Below are 19,283 nucleotides of genomic sequence, written 5' to 3'. Positions count from 1 at the left end.
AACCGATTTCTGTGGTAATTTAAAAGAGAAAGCTTACCTCGTAGTTTAGGCGCTTTCTCTGGGAGGGAAGGTGTCGGAAAATTTCTAGAGGAGTTGAAGAAATGGCAACGGAATTGCTAGCGAAATTACAACATCAACGTTTTTTAGGAAAGCACTTGTTGGGTTTAAGTACGGCCACTGGAATGAATTTGAGCGCCGCCATGACTGCGGGAATTGATCTAATTTTATTATTGAATTCAGGTAAATTTCGCCAGATGGGCCGTTCTTCTCTAGGGGGCTATTTACCTTTTACCAATGCTAATCACCAGATTGCCGCAATTGCCAAAGAAGAGCTTCTTCCCTTGACGCCCAAAGTACCCCTTATTTTGGGAATTCACTGATCCCTTCTTAAATTGGCAAGAATTGTTTCATTTCATTCAAAGTTACGGGATTTATGGGGTAGTTAATTATCCGACAATCAGTTTGATTGACGGCCAGTTTCGTGAGGCCCTAACTGCGGCTCAGATTAATTTCAGCCAAGAAATTGCTTTTCTGCGCGCGGCTCACCATCAGGGCCTATTTACGGTGGCTTTTGTCACCAATGTGACCGAAGCCTTGCAAGCCCAGGCGATTCCCGTCGATATTATTTGTATTCACTTAGGTTTAACCAGCGGTGGTCGGCACGGAGCTAGCCAGTTGCAGACTTTGCGCGAAATAGTGCAATTAATTCAAGATATCGTACAGGCTTTAAAAGAAAAGAAAGCAACTAGTTTCGTGATGATCTACGGCGGAATTTTAACTACTGCCGCTGAAGTTCAATTTGTTTATCAACAAGTGGCGGGAGTTGATGGTTTTATTGGCGGGTCAGCCCTAGAAAGAATTATTCCGGAACAGTCACTAGGAGAACAAATTCGAGTTTTTAAAAATTCGCCGCAAACGGCAACTGAATCAACAACTAAGTCTGTGAAAAATTATTATGATCCAGTTAAATTTGTGGAGTCTTTTATTCAAGAACATTATGCCGAAAGTATTCGTCTCCAAGATTTAGCGGTCCATTTACACTTATCAGCGCCTTATTTGAGTAAAATTTTTAAAGCGCAAACGGCCTTTTCCTTTACCGAATACTTAATTACTTTTCGCCTCAATCAGGCTCTAGAATTGATGACCACAACGAACCAACCTTTAAATACGATTGCTGCGGCAGTCGGCTATTCTGACTATGCGCAATTTCAAAAAATCTTTAAAAAGCGCCTGTTATTATCACCCCAAAATTATAAAAACCAGCGAATCTTATCTAAAGACTAAACTTGCTTATAATTCCACCTGTAACTGGAAACGTTTCCGAATTATGCTAACGGTGTACCCCAGTTTAGGATTGGAGGAATTAGATGGGAAAAATTGCTCTTGTCGGAACTTTTGATACCAAAGGAAAAGAGTTAACCTACGTTCAAAAAGTTTTGGAACGGTTAGGTAATCAGGTTTTGACAATCAATGTTGGAGTCTTTGCATCAGATTTTCAAACAGCAGTTTCGCCAGCTGATTTAGCGAAAATTACCGGAATTTCCTTGACTGATTTGCGAACTAATTATCATCGCGGAGAAGTCAATGCCATCTTGGGCCAGAGTTTAACCGTCTTATTACCACAACTATATCAAGCCCAAAAGTTTGCGGGAGTAATTTCTTTAGGCGGTAGTGGAGGAACGTCTTTGGTAACTCCGGCCCTTCAGGCTTTACCTTTAGGTGTGCCCAAAGTTATGGTGTCCACTGTTGCTTCGGGAGATACTCGGATTTACGTGGGAACTAGTGATATTGTGATGTTTCCCTCGATCGTCGATGTTGCCGGTTTGAATCAAATTTCGCAAACTATTTTTGATAATTCGGCCGCAGCGGTTTCGGGAATGGTTAATTCCCATTCAGAAGTTTCGACCGCTCAAAGACCCTTAATTGGAACGACAATGTTCGGGGTCACGACTCCGGCAGTTGACCAAGCGCAGCAGTTATTTGATCAAAAGGGTTATACTTCTTTGGTCTTTCATGCTACTGGTGTCGGTGGCAGAACTTTAGAAAGTTTAATCCAGCAAAATTATTTTGCTGGAGTCCTTGATCTAACCCTGACAGAATTAGCTGATGAGTTAGTTGGTGGGGTTTTGAGTGCTGGACCGCATCGTTTAGAAGCGGCGATTGCCCAAAAAATTCCTGAGGTTGTGGTTCCAGGAGCCTTGGATATGGTCAATTTTGGTCCCCGAGAAACGGTTACGGAGCGATTCCAAGGCCGCCAGTTTTTACAACATAATCCGGCAGTTACCTTAATACGGACGACGGTGGCTGAAAATCGCCAGTTGGGGCAAATTGTGGCCACGAAATTAAATGCGACCCAAGTTCCTTTGACCGTCTTGATTCCTAGTCAAGGCTTTTCAGAAATTAGTGGACCGGGACAACCTTTTGCTAACCCCCAAGCCGATCAAGCCTTTGTTACAGAATTTAAACAAAATATTCAAAACGAACTAATTAAGATTCGAGAAATAGATTGTAATATTAATGCCCCTGAATTTGCCCAAGAATGTGTAGTTGAATTATTGAAATTAATCACAGAGAAAGGAAATTAATAATCATGGATCAGAGAACACGCCAGGAGATTTTAGCTGATTTTCGGACTATTCGTCAAAATGGAGGATATTTAGTTGGTGTTGGAGCGGGCACCGGAATCACGGCCAAGAGTAGTGAGGCCGGGGGAGCCGACATGCTGATCATTTATAATTCTGGTCGCTACCGGATGGCTGGGAGAGGTTCTTTGGCTGGCTTGTTGTCTTACGGTGATGCTAATCAGATCGTGGAAGAGATGGGGCATGAAGTAATTCCCGTAGTTCAACATACGCCGGTTTTAGCGGGAGTTTGTGGAACTGATCCTTTTCGGGTCATGCCGATTTATCTGCAAGGGTTAAAGAATCAAGGTTTTAATGGTGTCCAAAATTTCCCTACGGTAGGGTTAATTGATGGTACTTTCCGGCAAAATTTGGAAGAAACCGGGATGGGGTATGATCTAGAAGTAGAAATGATCAAAGAAGCCCATCAATTGGATATGTTGACGACTCCCTATGTTTTTGACCCAGAACAAGCCCAAAAGATGGCTCAAGTCGGTGCGGATATTTTAGTCGCCCATATGGGCTTGACCACGAAAGGGGCCATTGGGGCTCAGACAGCCTTGACCTTGGATGAAAGTGTCGCTAAAGTCCAAGCGATTCTTGATGCGGGTCGGGCAGTTAATCCAGAAGTGATGGTGATTTGTCATGGGGGACCAATTGCCGAACCGCAAGATGCCCAATATGTCATTAATCATGTTCAAGGATTAGATGGTTTCTTTGGAGCTTCCAGTATTGAACGTTTGGCTACCGAAAAGAGTATTCAAGAGCAGACGGAAAAATTTAAATCTTTGAACGGTCAATTAGCACAAAACTAATCTTAAATCGGAATTTGCTCAGCAAAAAACTCGCTAGATAATTTTAACGAGTTTTTTTTATGTCTTAAATTGACCTCAATAATCATCGTTTGATTCTACAATTTCATCGTCCGGTAAAACATGTCGTTTAATTAATTGATCACGTACAATTGCATATTCTAATGAGCCTTCTTTCGCTTTTAATGCTTTTTCTAACTAGGCCATTTTTCTTGTGAAACGACGGCCACTGCTCGATTATTTGAACGTGCAATATAAATAGTTTCGTCTTCGTCATTAACTTGATCTAAATATTTATTTAGGTTAGCGCGAGAGTCACTTTGTATTAGTGTTGATGTCATTACCACCCTCTCTTGGTACTTAATATTGTACTTTAATTTGTACTTAAAGGGGCTAAAACTATGCAACAGGTGCTACATCAGTCTTGTCTTGCGCCTAGCTTAAGATCATTTGATTCATATTATAATAATTATACATATCGGGGGGTTATTAACTGAGCAGGTGTTGGACGTTCAGTTTTTTTATTATTTTTAAATAGAGGCTTATGTTGCAGACTCTTTTTTGCGTCTCTGAAATCACCCTTTTTCTTACAATTGTTGGAGTTGCTCTAAAACTGATTTAATTTTACGCCGAGTAATGAGGCAATGCTGATTCTTGGAAAAGAAGACTAAGTTTTTCCGGCGGTCAATTTGGGTAACATTAGCTAAATTGATGATATAGGAGCGGTGGCATTGAACAAAACGGTCATCTAAATCAACAATTGATTTCATCGATGCATAGAAAGAGATAACTCGATCTTTACAAATTAGCTTTAGTTTATGGGAGATACTGGTGGTTTCAAAATAAAGAATATCGTTAAAAGGAACTCGAAAATTCGAATTTTGGTTTTGGAAATTAAACATTTCAGCCTTGTTTTCTCGCTGAAGTGTTTTTTTGTATAAGCTATTGAGAGCATCAGTGAGATGATCACTAATTATTGCTGGAGACCAAGTTTTATCAATGAAATCAAAAGCAGAAACTTTATAGGCGTAAGTTCTAGCGGCGAATTCGGAATGGGTAGTAACAAAGACAATAATCCCCATTTCATCTTGGCTGCGAATTTTTTGTGCCAGTTCGAGACCACTTTTGGAATTATTCTTAATTTGAATATCTAGAAGATACAAATTATATGTAGATCCGTTGCTTATTTGGGTAAGAATTTCTTGAGGTTTGCTGGTCTGAGAAACTTTGGTCAGAGGCCATTTGTTTTCGGTGATGATTTGGTTAACGGTAGTTGCTAGTTTTTGACGTTGAAAAAGATCGTCTTCTAAAATATAAACATTCATTTAATTACCACTTCATTATCATTTTTTGAGTAAAGACTTGTCCGGCTACCTGAGTTTCCAGGGAAATATTTTTGTATTTATTTAAAATCATTTCAGCACTGGCTAAACCTAGGCCACGCTGTTTTCCCTTAGAGGAAATTGATTTTTTAAATAATTCAGGAAGTTGCTTGTAGTTTTCATGGCAGGTATTCTCGATAATGACAGTCAAGTCGTTATTCTTAATAAAGCAAAGATGAACTACTCCATCTGGGTATTTTTCGGCTTCTTCTAGGGCATTGTCGAGTAAGATGGAGAGAAGCCGGACATAGTCGAAAGTATCAATCGGTTCATTCACAATTGGTTCTGTGACTTCTAAAGTAACAGGGACCCGTTTTTGCGTAGCTTGAACTAAATAAGCGTAGAGAATACTTTTGATCAGCATATTTTTGATATTGTTTAATTTAGGGAAATTCAGTTCTGATTTGTTGGTATCTTGGACGATGTTTTGTGATTTTAAAATATGCTGATAATTTTCCCGGACGAGGTTAATGTCGTTAGTTTTGATACTTTCATTGAGACTAATCAGAATATTTTTGAAGTCATGCTGAAAGTATCGCAATTGCTCATAAGTATTTTCGATCTGGTTAACGTAATGTTCTAAATCAATTAACTGCTGATCTTTTAAACTTTGAATTTTTTTCTTATTAACCAAGTTAATTCTATCCTGGAGGTATTTAATTGTCACGATAACCAGGATTAGAAATAAAACTAGCATATAAATACGTAGAGGATTATTTTTGGAGACTAAGAAACTTTCGGCCCAGTGGGTAATAATTTGAATTGTACAAAAGAAAGTTAAGGGAAGGTTGATACTCAGGAAAAAAGTTTTATCAAAGTGTTCAGAATGTCGGGACATAAAGTCTAGGTCTGGTCCAATAAGCTTCAAAATTAAATAATTGCAGCAAAGTGGGGCTAAGACGATAGTTATTAAATTGAAAATTCCAGAGTAACAACGAAGAACTGTATCTTGGAAAAAGAAGTTAAATAAGGTTTGCGTAGAATAGGAAAAAATAGAATAAGAAAATAAGGTATAGACGCTGTAAAACCAAGAGAACCGTCGAAGCCTAAGGAAACTGTATTTCTGTCCAATAATATAGAAATAAGCTAGTAAAGGTAGGAAGAAGAAGTAGCTCATAGTCAAATAAGAAGCAATTAAAATAATTGGAAAGAGAATAATCCCTAGTTTAGAGATCCGAATTTGAGTCAAATTAAAATACAACAACAGTAAAGTTGATGCTTGTAAGAAGAGAAATAATAATTTAAAAGTTAGATCGAACATCTTTGTTTTTGGGATTGTTTAACTTTGGATTGGTAGGTTCCAAGCCCCCTAGAAACAACCCTGCATTGATATTAATAGCAGTAAATATAATTCCGATAAATAGTGTTATACGTTTATTGCCCCTTTAATTATCTTTGCATCCCCCTACAGTTATTATACATCATCTTTAAAATTTTTTATAAGTGTATTATGACTATTGCTTGATAAAATGTTATTTTAAAAAATAAAATCAATAATTATTTTAATTTTTTAAAACAGTATGATCATAACGGCGAAACTAGTTAATTTATATGAGTATTCTAATAATTTGGGATCGTAAGAAATGGTGTATTTACCATATGGTAACAAATAACGTCTATTTTAGATGATACGTAAAATCACTTACTAAGCATACTTAGAATACCAGTCATGACTGAAATCATACCATTCAGGGGTAGATGATTTAATTTAATGTAATTAGATATATATAATTTAGATATTATTATAAGCACATAAGTTAAGTGATTGAAAAAATATTAGATTATGTACTCGTTGCTCAAGTGGTGGCCAAGAAATATTCTTGTCATTTTTGGGAAGCATGACGCCAATGGTTTTGCCAAAAACTTTAGCGATGTTTAACAGTATAAATTTGACAGGCGGAATGTATTTCGATCTAGGTGATCTGGTTTTAAGAGATAAATATTCTAAGAATTCTAGTCTTAGTAAATATATATCTCCACGGATTACGTTTAATTCTGAAACTTTAGTTATAGCTGGAAAGAAAGTTCTTCTTCGCTCAATTGATGTGTTGGAAGAGCTATCTAAAAGGCAGGATAATGTTTCAAAGATACTGTATTTAAGAGAGACCGTTGATTTTAACTCAAAAATATATATTAGAGAATTTTCGGTTGATCTGAACTTTAAAAATAAATTTGAGAAGCCGATCTTCGTTGATTTAGGGTCACTAATGTCTTTAGATGTGATGATTAGCTATATTAAAAACGTAGATTGGTTTATAGTTGAAGAGGTTTATCCTAAATTAATTAAAAATAGTAATCTGATGGAATATATAGTTGAATCTTGACAAGAAGAGGTAATTGAAAATGTTGGAAGTCAAAAATGTTTATAAAAAATTTAAGGACAAGCAAGTTTTAAAGGGGGTATCGTTTAATATAAAGAAGGCTAATAATGTGGCGTTATTAGGGAATAACGGTGCTGGTAAATCGACATTAATCAAAATAATATCAGGGGAAATCACTACTGACAGTGGCAGTATTAAAACTAATTTAAAATTTGATTCTGAGATGGGAATCATGCCTCAAGATGATATTTTGATCGATGATCTTAGGGTTGAAGAAATTGTAGCTTTAAAGCTAAGTATGTGTAATTTAAAAACAGATAATTGCCAGCAGTTACTTCAGAAGGTAGAATTAGAAAATTTTAGTAGAAGTTATATTTCAACTCTTTCTGGCGGACAAAAGCGAAGACTATCTCTGTTATTAAGTATTTTGAATAATCCTGAAATTGTATTTTTGGATGAACCTACTACTGGAATGGATTTAAATGCAGTAGATAATTTTTGGGATCTGATGAAAAAGAGTGCATTTACTTCCGTTATAATTACGCATGATTTTAATCAAATTGATAATTTTTTTGATCAAGTTTGCATTTTAAATGAAGGTGTAATTGCAGCAAATATTGCTATCAGTGAAATTCACGATTCTGGACAAACGGTAGAAGAATATTACCGGCAAGTAGTTCGAGGGGGATAACAAGTTGACTAAACTAATTCAAATAAAACAGGTGTTAAGAAATAAAAGGTTTTTGATGTTTACGATGTTTATTCCAGTTACATGGTATTTTCTTCTTTATAATCTGCAACATGATTTACCTCCTGTTATGATGCTGGGAGTAGCTGTATTTATTGGAATTATAGGAAATAGTCTAGCGACTTTTAGTAAAAGAATTTCTTCTAATTCTCAATTTTATTTTTTTCAAGCCAGAATTTCAAGATATACAATAAAGAATTATTTTTTTGATCAGGGATTCGTTCAGTTAATTCTAAATTTTTTGATTTTTATGGTGGTATTACTAGCAGCGGTTATTTTTTTTCATTTAAAACTAGAATTTCATTTATTTGAGCAGTTTGGACTTCTGATGGTTATGGGACTGTATTTTAGTGCTATTGGATTTGTCATGGGAGTGCGACTAGATTCTAAGATCATTGATACGGTCAGCTTTCCAATTATTATCATTGCGGCGATGACCATTATTCCTTTTGATCAAATTGGCTCCGGAGATTTTATTCACCTAATCAGCAAGATTCAGATGATCTTTCCAGGTTATTATTACAATAACTTGATGCAAGCAATTATCGATGGGAAGGCAGTTAACTACCAAGACGTGCTACTATTTATTGCTACAATCGGATTAAATATTTTACCGTTATACTTTTTGATTCCGAAGGAGCGGAAGAGTGCATCTAATGATTAGTCTTTGTCCGAGTAGTTATTTAATCTAATTGGAAAACATTAAATCTGAAAAAAATATAAATAATAGCTCTCAATTTAATGTTTCAAATTTAATAATTAATTAAGCAAAAATAATTATTTGTATTGTACTATAAATAAGGCACCATTTTATTCGTTGGATTATCATATTTATAGAGAGGCTTGATCTTGAGAAAGTTTTGGAATAAGTTCGTAACTGAATTTAAATCTTCGAATGGTTGGAAGACCAAACTGGCAGCTATTATAATTGGTGAATCCATATTAATGTTTTATATCAATAATTTGTTTCCGAATTTAACTAGAGGTCCACAAGAGCCTTTAATTTAATACGATCGAATAAACCACAAGTTTTACTTGTGGGTGACAAAACAGCTTTAGCGTGAAAAACTTCCTTTCGATATAATAGTTTTTGGCTAGCAACCATAACTAAATTGAAAGGAAGTTTTTTGGTCTTGAAACAAGAAGCTAATAGCTTAGCACACACTAGATGGAATTGTAAGGATCATCTAGTTTTTACACTCAAGTATCGACTAGTTAAACACTAATTCTGATTTAATCATGTTTTCTTTGTTCATCTGATGAAGAGGAACTGTCCATTTAATTACCTTTCTAGGCTATTCCGAGTGGTTGACCGGAACAAGTTATCTTCAACGACCAATTATTTTGAGACCCTTAGTGGGTTTGGTCTTTGGTGACCTATCAGCTGGAATTATTATGGGAGCGACTTTAGAGTTAGCGATGGTCGGAGCAGTTTCGGTCGGAGCCTACAATCCCCCGGATTTAATTGCGGGAACGGTTTTGGGAGTGTCGCTAGCGATTCAATCTCATGCTACAGCAGCAGCGGTTTTGACTTTAGGAATTCCGGTAGCCACCATTATGTTGGCGATGAATACCGCTTTGGGTCAACCTCTAATGTTGATTTTAATCCATCGCATTGATAAAAATGCTGCGGTTGCCAATACACGCGCCTTGACTCGGAACATGCTGCTGGCCGGTGTGCAAAATTGGTGTGGAATTATCTTTACACCACTGGCTTTCTACTTTGGTTCTAATCCAATGGGTGACTGTGAAGACTCCTACCACTTATATTTCTTACTGGCTTTGCGCTTATATCAAGACTGGGGTTACTTTACCGAATATGATTGTTTTGCTGATCAAATGCGGCAGTTACATCCCAATTTACTACGCTTTTGCGAAGAATTCGAGCCGTGGGGAGACGAAATTGCCCGCCAGTATTATCAAGAATCGTTGACCATGATTGTCGGTTCCGGGATGTTATGGGGATAAATGGCCCTCTTTTCCATGTGTATTTTGGAAGAAATGCAATGGGTGCGGACTCGTCCGGTGACTTCCGCTGAATTTTTCCATGGAGCTTTAGAATTGATCGATGACACCCTTCCGGTCTTCTTGGTTAAGGGGGAAGATGAATATCGTCCTTTAGATGAGTGCGTAGAACGCTTTGCCCAAAAACATACGAATAAGTTAGAAGTTTTTGATATGAAGGATTTTGTCTTCGAAGGAATTGATGATGACCTTCGGCGGATTTGTGCCCCGATGATTGTAACTTCTATTTTGACGGATTGCTTAGCCACCTTGTATTCCTTAAATATTGGCCATGATTTGGACTCCCGGCGTTACTACCGACAATTTGCTTACTAATTAGAAGATCAATACTTGCTTGAAAAGCGCTCTCTAGTGTGGAGAGTTTTTTTTAATATAAAATTAATTTTTGTTTGTCTGTGGACTTGATTCTGGGCAAAACCAAAATAATTTGTTTGGCGGCTAATCCTGATTCTTAGATAAAATTAAGTTACCACAACTAATTAATTTAAAAGTCCAAACCATGTATATTTTCTTACGGTCATCCCTAAGAAGTCTATTTCAACTCTCCCAAAATCTTTAAAAAAATAGGAATCCAGCTAAAAGCCTGAATCCCTAAAATTATTTATAGTGGAGCTCTTTTCTGTCGGCTCAAAGTAGCCCCCCTGTATAAGACCCCTTGATAAGTCCAAACTAGTTAAGACAAATCAAGACCTAACAGCTATTCTAATTATTCGCATGCAAGGTAAAACTTGAACCTGGGCAGAGTGATTAGTCTTCTACTTTAAAATACTTACGCATGGCTTTGGCCGTGAAAGTTCTATTTTGCTTAACTAAATCCACAGGGTAACCTTGAAATTGAACTTGACCACCGTTAAGGCCGGCGGCAGGTCCCAGATCAATTAGCCAATCTGCTTGCCCCATTAAACGTAAATTGTGTTCAATCACGATTATTGTTAGGCCATGATTTTCAATTAAACTAGTTAATAAATCGATTAAACTTTGTACATTAGCTTCATGTAGGCCACTAGTAGGTTCATCCAAAATTAACGTTTTGCTAGTCCCTTGAATTAAAACCTTGGCTAACTTAAGTCTTTGTAACTCACCTCCGGAAAAAGTATCTAAACTTTGACCTAACTTAAGATAGTCTAAATTGACTTGACCCAACTTTTTTAATGCTGGCTGAAGCTTACCTCTAAAAATTTGTTCAGCCTTAGCTACTGACATATCGAGAATTTCAGCAATATTATAATCATGATATTTTAATTTTAAGGCTTTGGCAGAGTAACGCGTTCCCTGGCAAGCCTCGCAAACTTCATAAGTATCACTCATATAGGCCAGATCCAGTTTAATAATTCCCTTACCCTTACACTTTGGACAGGCCCCTTGCCCATTAAAAGAAAATAGGGATACATTTTCTCCGGTTGCTTTGGCAAAAGTCTTTCTGAGGCCATCAAATAAATCTAGATAAGTTAAAATATTGGAGCGCGGAGTACGATGAATGGCTTTTTGATCAAGAGTTACGGTTTGGGAAAATTGTTGTTTAAAGAGGTTAACTAATGTACTTTTACCTGATCCGGCAACTCCAGTGATCACCGTCAGGGCCTTTTTAGGGAAACGAACCGACACATTCTTGATACTATGCTGAGAAACGTTTACTAGTTCAAAAAAATCAAGAAAAAGTCTTTGCTTAGTAATTGGGGTAAGCGACCCCGGATTACGTAAAAATTTACCCGTAATGGTGTTTGAAGCAAGAAGTCCAGTTAGATCACCTCGGTAAGTTAGATTTCCGCCCTTGCTTCCAGCAGCTTCACCTAAGTTGAAAATCTGGTCAGCAATTTTAATCATCTCTGGGTCGTGATCAACAATCACTACAGTATTACCTTGGTCGCGCAACTTATAAAAAATTCGTTTAATTCCTCGCAAATCATGCGAATGTAGACCCGTGCTTGGTTCGTCAAAAATATACAAAACATCACTTAAGGAACTGTTAAGATAACTAGCCAGCTTTAACCGTTGGCCCTCGCCACCGGACAAAGTATTTGTATTCCGATTTAAATTTAAATAGCCTAAACCTACATTTAATAAAGTTTTGATTTTAACTAATAATTCAGTAATTATTGGTTGAACTTTTTGAAAGGTAATTTGTTCTAGCCAAGTTTTTAAATCATTTAAATCTAGATTACCGCAATCAGCAATATTAAGTTTATTAATCTTGGCGCTCAGAACTTTTTGATTCACTCTAGTTCCGTGACAATAGGGACACTCCTCAATTGTCGTGATCCGATTAATCTCAGTTTGATATTTTTGAGCTTCATTATTTAGAAAACTTTCTTCAATGCGGGGGATTAAGCCCAGATATTTTGCGGTCTGATGCCAATTCTTGCTTGGATGAGGAGGCCTTTGCTCCTTTCCATATAAAAATAAGGTGAGTTTCTCATCGGACCAGTCCTTTAATGGTAAATCAGAATTGAAAAAGCCGCTTTCTGTGTAGCGCGACAAACGCCAGCCGCCGGGTTGAAAAGTCGGAAAATTAATGGCGCCTTGGTTTAAAGACTTATTTTTAGCAAGCAATTGCGAAAGGATAATTTTTTGGGAGCGGCCGGTACCTTGACAGTAATTACACATTCCCTGTAAATTGTTGAACGAATAGGCCATGGAATAGCCAATGAAGGGTTGGGCTAGGCGCGAAAATAAGAGCCGTAAGCCGGTGTAAATTTCACTATACGTTCCAACCGTTGAGCGAATATTACCCGTGATTGGTTTTTGATCAACAACAATCGAGAAAGGTAAGTTCTTGATTCTAGTCAACTCTGGATGATCATATTTGGGCAATAATTGTTGAATATAGGTGCTATAGGTTTTGTGTACCTGTCTTTGTGATTCAGCTGCTAAAGTTGAAAATACGAGCGACGATTTTCCAGAACCAGAGACCCCGGTAAAAACTGAAATTTTATGTTTGGGAATCTTTAAATTAACGTGTTGTAAATTATGTGTATTAGCATCAACTATTTCAATATAGTCCCTTGAACTAGTCATTCTTTATTCGCTCCTCTTGCAATGAGGTATTCATTTTGTTCGCCAATCTAGCAAACTCTGCTTGTTCGTCAGTTGAAAATACTTCGGCAGCAACTTTGGCCAAATGCTGGTGGCCAACATCTATTTTAGATAATAATTCCTTCCCCGTAATCGTCAAACTCGTGATCATCTCTCGATGATCATTTTTACTTGGTACTTGTTCAATGTAATTGAGATTACGTAGGTTAACCAAGTTTTTAGATAGTTTCGACCGGGTTAGACCTAAGACGCGACTTAATTCCGAAGGTAATTTCGCACCTTGAGTCAAAGTAATTAAAATATCGTATTGGGTCCAAGTAATTTCATTAGGATTGACCAGATTTCGTTCAGCCACTAGTTCACATTGCAATTGCATTAGCGTATTGGTAAAATTTTTATCCATATTTATTTCCTCTCTAATTAAATAGTTTCCATTTGGTAATTATATCATTATTGCAATTACCTGCAATGATAATCTCTTTCAAATACACAAAAAAGAAGCAATTAAGCTTCTTATTACAAGAGCAATGGCTATTCTCAAAAATTTTTTATATGAATCACAAGATAACTGGTCACGACTATTTACAAAAGTTAAGAATAAGTAAAAATTCATCAAAGCAAAATTAATCCAACAGATTTGACTTGATAATAGCTTGATGGATTGTTTTCTCATAAAAGTTAAAAGATTCTGGGAAGAGGACGCTGCTAAAAGTAATTCTAACTCCGTCCTTTTTACTTCGGAAAATCTGATTGGTCAAGGAAATTGACGGATTTTGAAGATTAGCAAAATTTTTGTTTGACATTTTTCTCATCTGGGGCTTATAATATCTTCGACAAATTAAAAGGAGTTTAGATCAATGCGAGTTTATCAAATCTTACAATTGAATAGCAGTTGGCAAAGCTGGTAACTCGGATTGACCGCAGGGCGGATTCAATCTGGGACTTTTCAGATTGAATCCGTACCGGCTAGCCAATTAATAATTTTAAATTAATTAATGGAAGCTTGTACGGATCCCACGTACGAGCTTCTTTTTTTTTCGAGAGGGTTCGCGACGTGGCGAACTCTCTTTTTTGTAGAAAGGTGGAGCACAAATGAAACGAATGTATACGATAATTGCTTTGTTGTTGGTTTGTCTGGGCTTTGGTTATTTCCAAAAAGGTAATCAACCTCAAGCCCAAGTCACTAAACCCCGCGTGGGAGTTTTAAATTTAATGCACCATCCGTCACTGGATCAGATTTATGCCGGCTTTCGAGCCCAAATGGCGGCGGAAGGTTATCATGATGGCAAGAATGTGACGATTGAGTATCAAAATGCTCAAGGTGATCAAAGTAATTTACAGACGATGGCGCATAAATTGATCGATAGCCAGCCAGATGTCTTATACGGAATTACTACTCCGGCTTCCCAAGCTTTAGCGAGCACCACTTCTAAAGTTCCGATTCTTTTAGGGGCAGTTACCAATCCCCAAGGAGCTGGGCTCATCAAGAATAATCGGCATCCGGGTGGCAATATTACCGGAATTAGTAATCAGGCTCCGGTTAAGGAACAATTTAACTTAGTTCTGAAATTTATGCCCCATGTGAAAAAATTGGGAATTATCTATACTTCTAGTGATTTATCTGCTTCTACGGAACAAGCATTATTTGTTAAAGAAGCACGTAAGCATCACATTGAATTGAAGTCTTACGCAATTACCAATAGTAATGACTTGAATCAAGTCTCTCAACAATGTCTGTCCGAAGTTGAAGGGGTGATTGTCGCGACTGATAATACTATTGCCGGCGCCATGCAAACTTTGATCAAGAATGCCAATGCCGTCAATAAGCCCGTCTTTCCAGCGGTGGATGCGATGGTTAAACAAGGTGGCGTGGCTACTTATGGAATTAATCAGTATCGTTTAGGCCAAGAAGGAGCGAAAATGACCGTAGCTGTTTTACGAGGAGATAAGAAACCGGCCACAACTGCAATTAAGTACCTCCGTCACGGTGAACCAATTTTGAACTTGAAACAAGCACAAAAACTAGGCTTAAAAGTGCCAGCTGGCTTCCAACATGAAGCTGAAACAGAAGGGAAGGTTTACAAATGAATTTAATCGTCTCCGCTATTGGACAAGGACTCTTATGGGCTTTACTCGGATTAGGTTTATATCTAACTTTCCGAATTTTAAATTTTGCAGATATGACTGTTGAAGGAACTTTCCCGATGGGAGCAGCAACCGCAGTTGTCTTAATCACTCATGGGGTGTCGCCCTTGTTGGCTTCTCTAGCTGCTTGCGGGAGTGGAATGTTGGCTGGTTTAGTTACGGGCTTGTTGTGTACCAAAGGAAAAATTCCTAGTTTGTTAGCCGGAATTTTAACCATGACGGCGGCTTATTCAATTAACTTGCGGATCATGGGAAAATCGAATATTTCTCTTTTAGGACAGCCGACCCTCTTTAAACATCCCGTTTTTCAATTTTTAGGTCAGTACTTTGATGCTGTAACTTTGGGAATGGTCGTCATTGCTCTAGTAACAATTGCCTTAATCTTTTTCCTCAATACGGACTATGGTCAAAGTTTCATTGCTACCGGTGATAATCCGAAAATGGCTAAATCTTTGGGAATTAAAACTGATCTAATTGTGATTGTCGGTCTCGTTTTGTCCAACGGTCTGGTGGGCTTATGCGGTGCTTTAGTAGCTCAAAGTAACGGTTATGCCGATATCAATATGGGAATTGGGACCATCGTTATTGCCTTGGCTTCAATCATTATCGGCGAGGTGGCCTTTGGCGAATTGACCTTGAGTCAACGGCTAGTCGCGGTAACTTTAGGAAGTATCATTTATCGTTTAATCATTATGGCTGTCCTCCAGTTAGGCTTCAGCCCTAATGACTTGAACTTAATTTCGGCCTTTGTCTTAGCATTATGTATTATGTTGCCGCAATTAGAAAAATACGTTCATTTGCGCAAACCACTGTTGGCAGGAGGAAAGAAACATGACTGAAGCAATTTTAAAATTAGAAGAAGTTAGTACCTTGGTAAATCGGGGAACCGCCCAAGAAACGCAAATTTTGAAAAACTTAGACTTAACCATTCAGGCCGGAGACTTTATCACCGTTGTCGGAACCAACGGCGCCGGAAAATCAACCCTCTTCAATGTTTTGGCGGGAAATCTCCGGGTCGATGCTGGTCATCTTAAACATAATGGTCAAGATATTACCCGCATGAGTGAAGAACAACGGACCCATTTCTTGAGTCGAGTTTTTCAAGATCCCAAGCTGGGGACAGCGCCGCGGATGACTGTGGCCGAAAACTTACTCTTGGCCGAAAAACGGGGCCAACACCGCTTCTTGAAACCGCGCCATTTAAAATCACGCTTGGCAGAATTCGCCCAACTGACCGCGGTAATGCACAATGGCTTAGAAGAGCGCTTGTTAACTCCTACCGAAGAATTATCAGGGGGCCAACGCCAAGCCTTGAGTTTTCTCATGGCCACGCTCAAGCGACCAGATATCTTACTTTTGGATGAACATACGGCAGCTTTAGATCCCAAAACTAGTGCGCAACTGATGCAGACCACAAATGAACGGATTCAAAAAGAGCATTTAACCGCGCTGATGATTACCCATCAAATTGACGATGCCTTACAGTATGGTAATCGCCTATTGGTCTTGAAAGATGGCCAAATTATCGCTGATTTACAAGGAGAAGCTAAGCAAAAATTGCGTCGAGAAGAATTGGTTCAGTATTTTGCTTAAAGCCAAGGTTAAATAATCATGAAGTTACCGGGTCTTCCTCGAGGAAGGCTTTTTTTGTCGGCTAGTTAAACTAGTTGCTTCTCATCCGCCTCCTATTCTAAATCTGTATACTTTTCCATTAAAAATAAGTATTTTACATAAAAAAATAAGCTCCTTACAATGAACTTAAAGAGCTAAAGCAACAAATAAAATTTTTTTGTTTTCCAGGGTTTTTTGCGGATCTTTACATCAGATTTATTATGTCAAGGAAGTTTAGCAAGTGATCCACTCTTTCACTGTGAGACTGGCCGACTTTGCTAGCTTGGCATTACAAGCTGCTGTTTGTCGAAATTGAGCTCGGCGGTTGGCAGCTGTTTTGTTAGAACTTGGGAAACTAGCAAGCGAGAGCGATCTTAGCTGAATAGGCTGACTGATAGAAATAAGTTTTGGTCATCTCTTCCTTGACTTCCCGTTAGCCTGAAGGCCTATGCTCTGGATAACCAAGATTGCAGAGGCCGCAAAGTTTTTTGAAGGAGGTTTTTATAATGCAAACCGCAGTTTTAATTTTTCATCCCCATTTAGAACAATCACGGGTTAATCGGCGTTTTCAAGAGGAATTAATCCACCAAAATAATCCCCAATTAGTGATTCGGGATGAATATGCTCAATACCCTGAGGGACAGATCGATGTCGCCCAAGAACAGAAATTGTTGGCGGCTAGTGAACGAATCGTCTGGCAGTTTCCTTTTTACTGGTATAGTTCACCTAGTTTATTGAAGCAATGGGAAGATCAGGTTTTAACCCATGGCTGGGCCTACGGACACGAGGGAATCGCTTTACAAGGAAAAGAATTACTCTTGGCAATTACGGTGGGTGCTCCCGCTGCCAAATATCATTTAGGCGGTGAATTCCACTATACAATCGATGAATTGCTGGCTCCCTTTAAAGCAACGAGTGATCTGATTGGGACCCGATTTCAAACTCCGTTTGTAGTTCCGGGCGTTCTGGCCGATTTTTCTGAAGCTCGTTTGGCAGAAACGGCCCAAGCTTATGCCCGTTATCTTCAAGATGATCAATTAAATGATAGGTAAAAAATGATGCAGCTACAGTTAAATAATGGGAGCACCATTATTTAATTAGGAATCGATCTTCGATCGACGAGGGCCGAAGTAGACTGGACAAAATTGGTGACGAGGACTTTGGCGGCCGGTTATCGTTTGGTCTTGACAACGAAAGAAAGGGCCAAGACTACGGCAATTGGTCAAGCTAGCCAAGAAAGTGGCATCAATCGCGCCGATCTTTTCTTAGCAGCGCAAGTGACAATCGCTGATTTAAGTTATCGGGAAATCCAGACTACTTTTTGCCAGATTTTAGACGATTTACAGACTTTCCATCTATATTTGTGCCTAGTTCAATTGCCACGGGGTGGGGAAAGCAAAAATTGGCAGATCTTATGTGATCTTTATCAGGTCGGACAAATTCGGGCTCTAGGGGTCATTAATGTACCGACCCGACATTTTCTGGAGTTTTTGGAGTCCTTTCCTGCAGTTCCAGCGGTTAATCAAATTGATTTTCAAGGGGGAAAATTGCCCGTTTCTGCTCAGCTAGAATTGGCCGCTGCCTTAACTCTAACCAATAATAATTTTTGCTTATCAGAGTGGGAAATGGCCCAACTAAGCGCCAGTTGGCTTGATTGAGATTTAGACTGGGGGTGAAAAAGAAGCTGTGCTTTGGGGTAAGAAGGTTTGGATACTTTTCAAAAATGCTTGCGCGGCGGGCGATAACGGTTGGATTCGTGACCAAATTAAGCTGGAATGGGCTTCTAGACGAGGAGATAAGGGAATAAAAGTCAGTTCTGTATTTGTGGGATTGATAATCCCATTGAGACCGACAACCACCCCGACCCGATTTAAAGCCAGTAACGAAGCGTTGTAGATTAAATTGTAACTGGCGACCACCTTGGGTTGGGAATCATTACTCCCCAGCCAATCAGCCAAGAGATCTCGATTGCCTAGCTGTTGTGGCAAAATCACCGGCTCATTTCGGAGGTCGGGGGCCTTGATGGTAGCCTTCTTGGCTAAAGGAGAATCGCGGCGAACCAAGACTCCCCAGCTGGTGGTCCCCGGTAAGCTGAGAAAATGGTAATCAGTTTTAGCAGTTGGTTCCATCACCACACCAAAATCCAGCACCCCGTTTTGGAGCTGCTGGTGAACTTCATTGGCGTCACTACTATGTAAATTGACCCGGATTTGGGGCGCCTGTTTTTGGAGTTGCTTGGTCGCTTGGGCAATGGTCACAATCATTGGTGCTTCGGCGCAGCCAATCAGCACCTCACCTTGTAAAGTGGTACTTGGTTGAATATTATTGAGGGTTTTATCGGCTAAGGCGACGATTTGGCGGGCTTGATCGGCAAAGTAATTGCCAGCCGGGGTTAGACTTAACCGGCGATGCCCTCTTTGAAAAAGTTGAACTCCCAATTCAGCTTCCAAATCCTGAATTTGTCGGGAAATGGTTGGTTGAGAGATGTGCAGTTTTTGGGCCGCATGAGAAATATTACGTTCGTTGACTACTGCTAAAAAATACCGTAGAACTCTAATTTCCAATCTTTCGACCTCCCTTTAATT

At 38.7% G+C, this 19,283-nt stretch carries 19 protein-coding genes and 1 pseudogene; 14 read left to right on the top strand and 6 right to left on the bottom strand.

Annotation, left to right across the window (positions count from 1 at the left end):
- The first annotated feature begins 101 nt into the window (after positions 1-101).
- From HU830_RS08995 to HU830_RS02895, 4 genes are all read left to right on the top strand, one after another.
- Positions 102-380: a phosphoenolpyruvate hydrolase family protein gene (locus HU830_RS08995; RefSeq protein ID WP_267463530.1), complete on the top strand. Its 279-nt coding sequence runs from the start codon at positions 102-104 to the stop codon at positions 378-380.
- Positions 381-402: 22 nt separating this feature from the next.
- On the top strand, positions 403-1,284 hold the full coding sequence (locus HU830_RS08990) for a phosphoenolpyruvate hydrolase family protein (RefSeq protein WP_267463529.1): 882 nt from the start codon (positions 403-405) through the stop codon (positions 1,282-1,284).
- 83 nt (positions 1,285-1,367) lie between these two features.
- Positions 1,368-2,585 carry a Tm-1-like ATP-binding domain-containing protein gene (locus HU830_RS02900; protein WP_176942290.1) on the top strand — a complete coding sequence of 406 codons (1,218 nt, stop codon included), beginning with the start codon at positions 1,368-1,370 and terminating at the stop codon, positions 2,583-2,585.
- Positions 2,586-2,590: 5 nt separating this feature from the next.
- A complete protein-coding gene (locus HU830_RS02895; protein ID WP_176942289.1) occupies positions 2,591-3,436 on the top strand; it encodes a phosphoenolpyruvate hydrolase family protein in 846 nt (281 codons plus the stop codon).
- Between the two features lie 75 nt (positions 3,437-3,511).
- Here the strand turns inward: HU830_RS02895 and HU830_RS02890 are convergent.
- The 3 genes and pseudogenes from HU830_RS02890 to HU830_RS02880 form a co-directional block, all read right to left on the bottom strand.
- Positions 3,512-3,774, bottom strand: a pseudogene (locus tag HU830_RS02890) (type II toxin-antitoxin system prevent-host-death family antitoxin).
- Between the two features lie 246 nt (positions 3,775-4,020).
- Positions 4,021-4,758, bottom strand: a complete 738-nt coding sequence (locus HU830_RS02885; protein ID WP_176942288.1) for a LytR/AlgR family response regulator transcription factor — start codon at positions 4,756-4,758, stop codon at positions 4,021-4,023.
- A gap of 4 nt (positions 4,759-4,762) precedes the next feature.
- Complete coding sequence (locus HU830_RS02880; protein WP_176942287.1) at positions 4,763-5,449, bottom strand: sensor histidine kinase; 687 nt, start codon at positions 5,447-5,449, stop codon at positions 4,763-4,765.
- A 1,204-nt stretch (positions 5,450-6,653) separates the two neighbouring features.
- On the opposite strand from HU830_RS02880, the gene HU830_RS02875 reads away from it, so the two are divergent.
- From HU830_RS02875 to HU830_RS02855, 5 genes are all read left to right on the top strand, one after another.
- Positions 6,654-7,139 carry a hypothetical protein gene (locus HU830_RS02875; RefSeq protein ID WP_176942286.1) on the top strand — a complete coding sequence of 162 codons (486 nt, stop codon included), beginning with the start codon at positions 6,654-6,656 and terminating at the stop codon, positions 7,137-7,139.
- 19 nt (positions 7,140-7,158) lie between these two features.
- On the top strand, positions 7,159-7,827 hold the full coding sequence (locus HU830_RS02870; protein WP_176942285.1) for an ATP-binding cassette domain-containing protein: 669 nt from the start codon (positions 7,159-7,161) through the stop codon (positions 7,825-7,827).
- A gap of 4 nt (positions 7,828-7,831) precedes the next feature.
- On the top strand, positions 7,832-8,548 hold the full coding sequence (locus tag HU830_RS02865) for an ABC transporter (protein ID WP_176942284.1): 717 nt from the start codon (positions 7,832-7,834) through the stop codon (positions 8,546-8,548).
- 617 nt (positions 8,549-9,165) lie between these two features.
- Positions 9,166-9,852 carry a PTS sugar transporter subunit IIC gene (locus tag HU830_RS02860; protein ID WP_176942401.1) on the top strand — a complete coding sequence of 229 codons (687 nt, stop codon included), beginning with the start codon at positions 9,166-9,168 and terminating at the stop codon, positions 9,850-9,852.
- Positions 9,853-10,224, top strand: a complete 372-nt coding sequence (locus HU830_RS02855) for a hypothetical protein (RefSeq protein ID WP_176942283.1) — start codon at positions 9,853-9,855, stop codon at positions 10,222-10,224.
- 432 nt (positions 10,225-10,656) lie between these two features.
- Here the strand turns inward: HU830_RS02855 and HU830_RS02850 are convergent, their stop codons facing one another.
- A complete protein-coding gene (locus HU830_RS02850) occupies positions 10,657-12,924 on the bottom strand; it encodes an ATP-binding cassette domain-containing protein (protein WP_176942282.1) in 2,268 nt (755 codons plus the stop codon).
- Positions 12,917-13,345: a MarR family winged helix-turn-helix transcriptional regulator gene (locus HU830_RS02845; protein ID WP_176942281.1), complete on the bottom strand. Its 429-nt coding sequence runs from the start codon at positions 13,343-13,345 to the stop codon at positions 12,917-12,919. The genes HU830_RS02850 and HU830_RS02845 overlap by 8 nt, the downstream gene beginning before the upstream one ends.
- Before the next feature lie 689 nt (positions 13,346-14,034).
- Between HU830_RS02845 and trpX the strand changes: the two genes are divergently transcribed.
- The 5 genes from trpX to HU830_RS02820 all read left to right on the top strand — a co-directional run bounded on the left by trpX (position 14,035) and on the right by HU830_RS02820 (position 18,356).
- A complete protein-coding gene (trpX, locus tag HU830_RS02840; RefSeq protein ID WP_176942280.1) occupies positions 14,035-15,030 on the top strand; it encodes a tryptophan ABC transporter substrate-binding protein in 996 nt (331 codons plus the stop codon).
- Entirely contained in the window at positions 15,027-15,926 is a 900-nt protein-coding gene (locus HU830_RS02835) for an ABC transporter permease (RefSeq protein ID WP_176942279.1), read from the top strand. The genes trpX and HU830_RS02835 overlap by 4 nt, the downstream gene beginning before the upstream one ends.
- Entirely contained in the window at positions 15,919-16,680 is a 762-nt protein-coding gene (locus HU830_RS02830) for an ABC transporter ATP-binding protein (RefSeq protein WP_176942278.1), read from the top strand. The genes HU830_RS02835 and HU830_RS02830 overlap by 8 nt, the downstream gene beginning before the upstream one ends.
- Before the next feature lie 524 nt (positions 16,681-17,204).
- Entirely contained in the window at positions 17,205-17,750 is a 546-nt protein-coding gene (locus tag HU830_RS02825; RefSeq protein ID WP_176942277.1) for an NAD(P)H-dependent oxidoreductase, read from the top strand.
- A gap of 96 nt (positions 17,751-17,846) precedes the next feature.
- Complete coding sequence (locus HU830_RS02820) at positions 17,847-18,356, top strand: aldo-keto reductase family protein (RefSeq protein ID WP_176942276.1); 510 nt, start codon at positions 17,847-17,849, stop codon at positions 18,354-18,356.
- 3 nt (positions 18,357-18,359) lie between these two features.
- Here the strand turns inward: HU830_RS02820 and HU830_RS02815 are convergent, their stop codons facing one another.
- Positions 18,360-19,262 carry a LysR family transcriptional regulator gene (locus HU830_RS02815; RefSeq protein ID WP_176942275.1) on the bottom strand — a complete coding sequence of 301 codons (903 nt, stop codon included), beginning with the start codon at positions 19,260-19,262 and terminating at the stop codon, positions 18,360-18,362.
- Positions 19,263-19,283 lie beyond the last annotated feature (21 nt).

The sequence above is a fragment of the Bombilactobacillus apium genome, assembly GCF_013385145.1.
In the GTDB taxonomy this organism is placed as follows: Bacteria; Bacillota; Bacilli; order Lactobacillales; family Lactobacillaceae; genus Bombilactobacillus; species Bombilactobacillus apium.
This window is presented reverse-complemented; position numbering and strand designations above follow the sequence as displayed.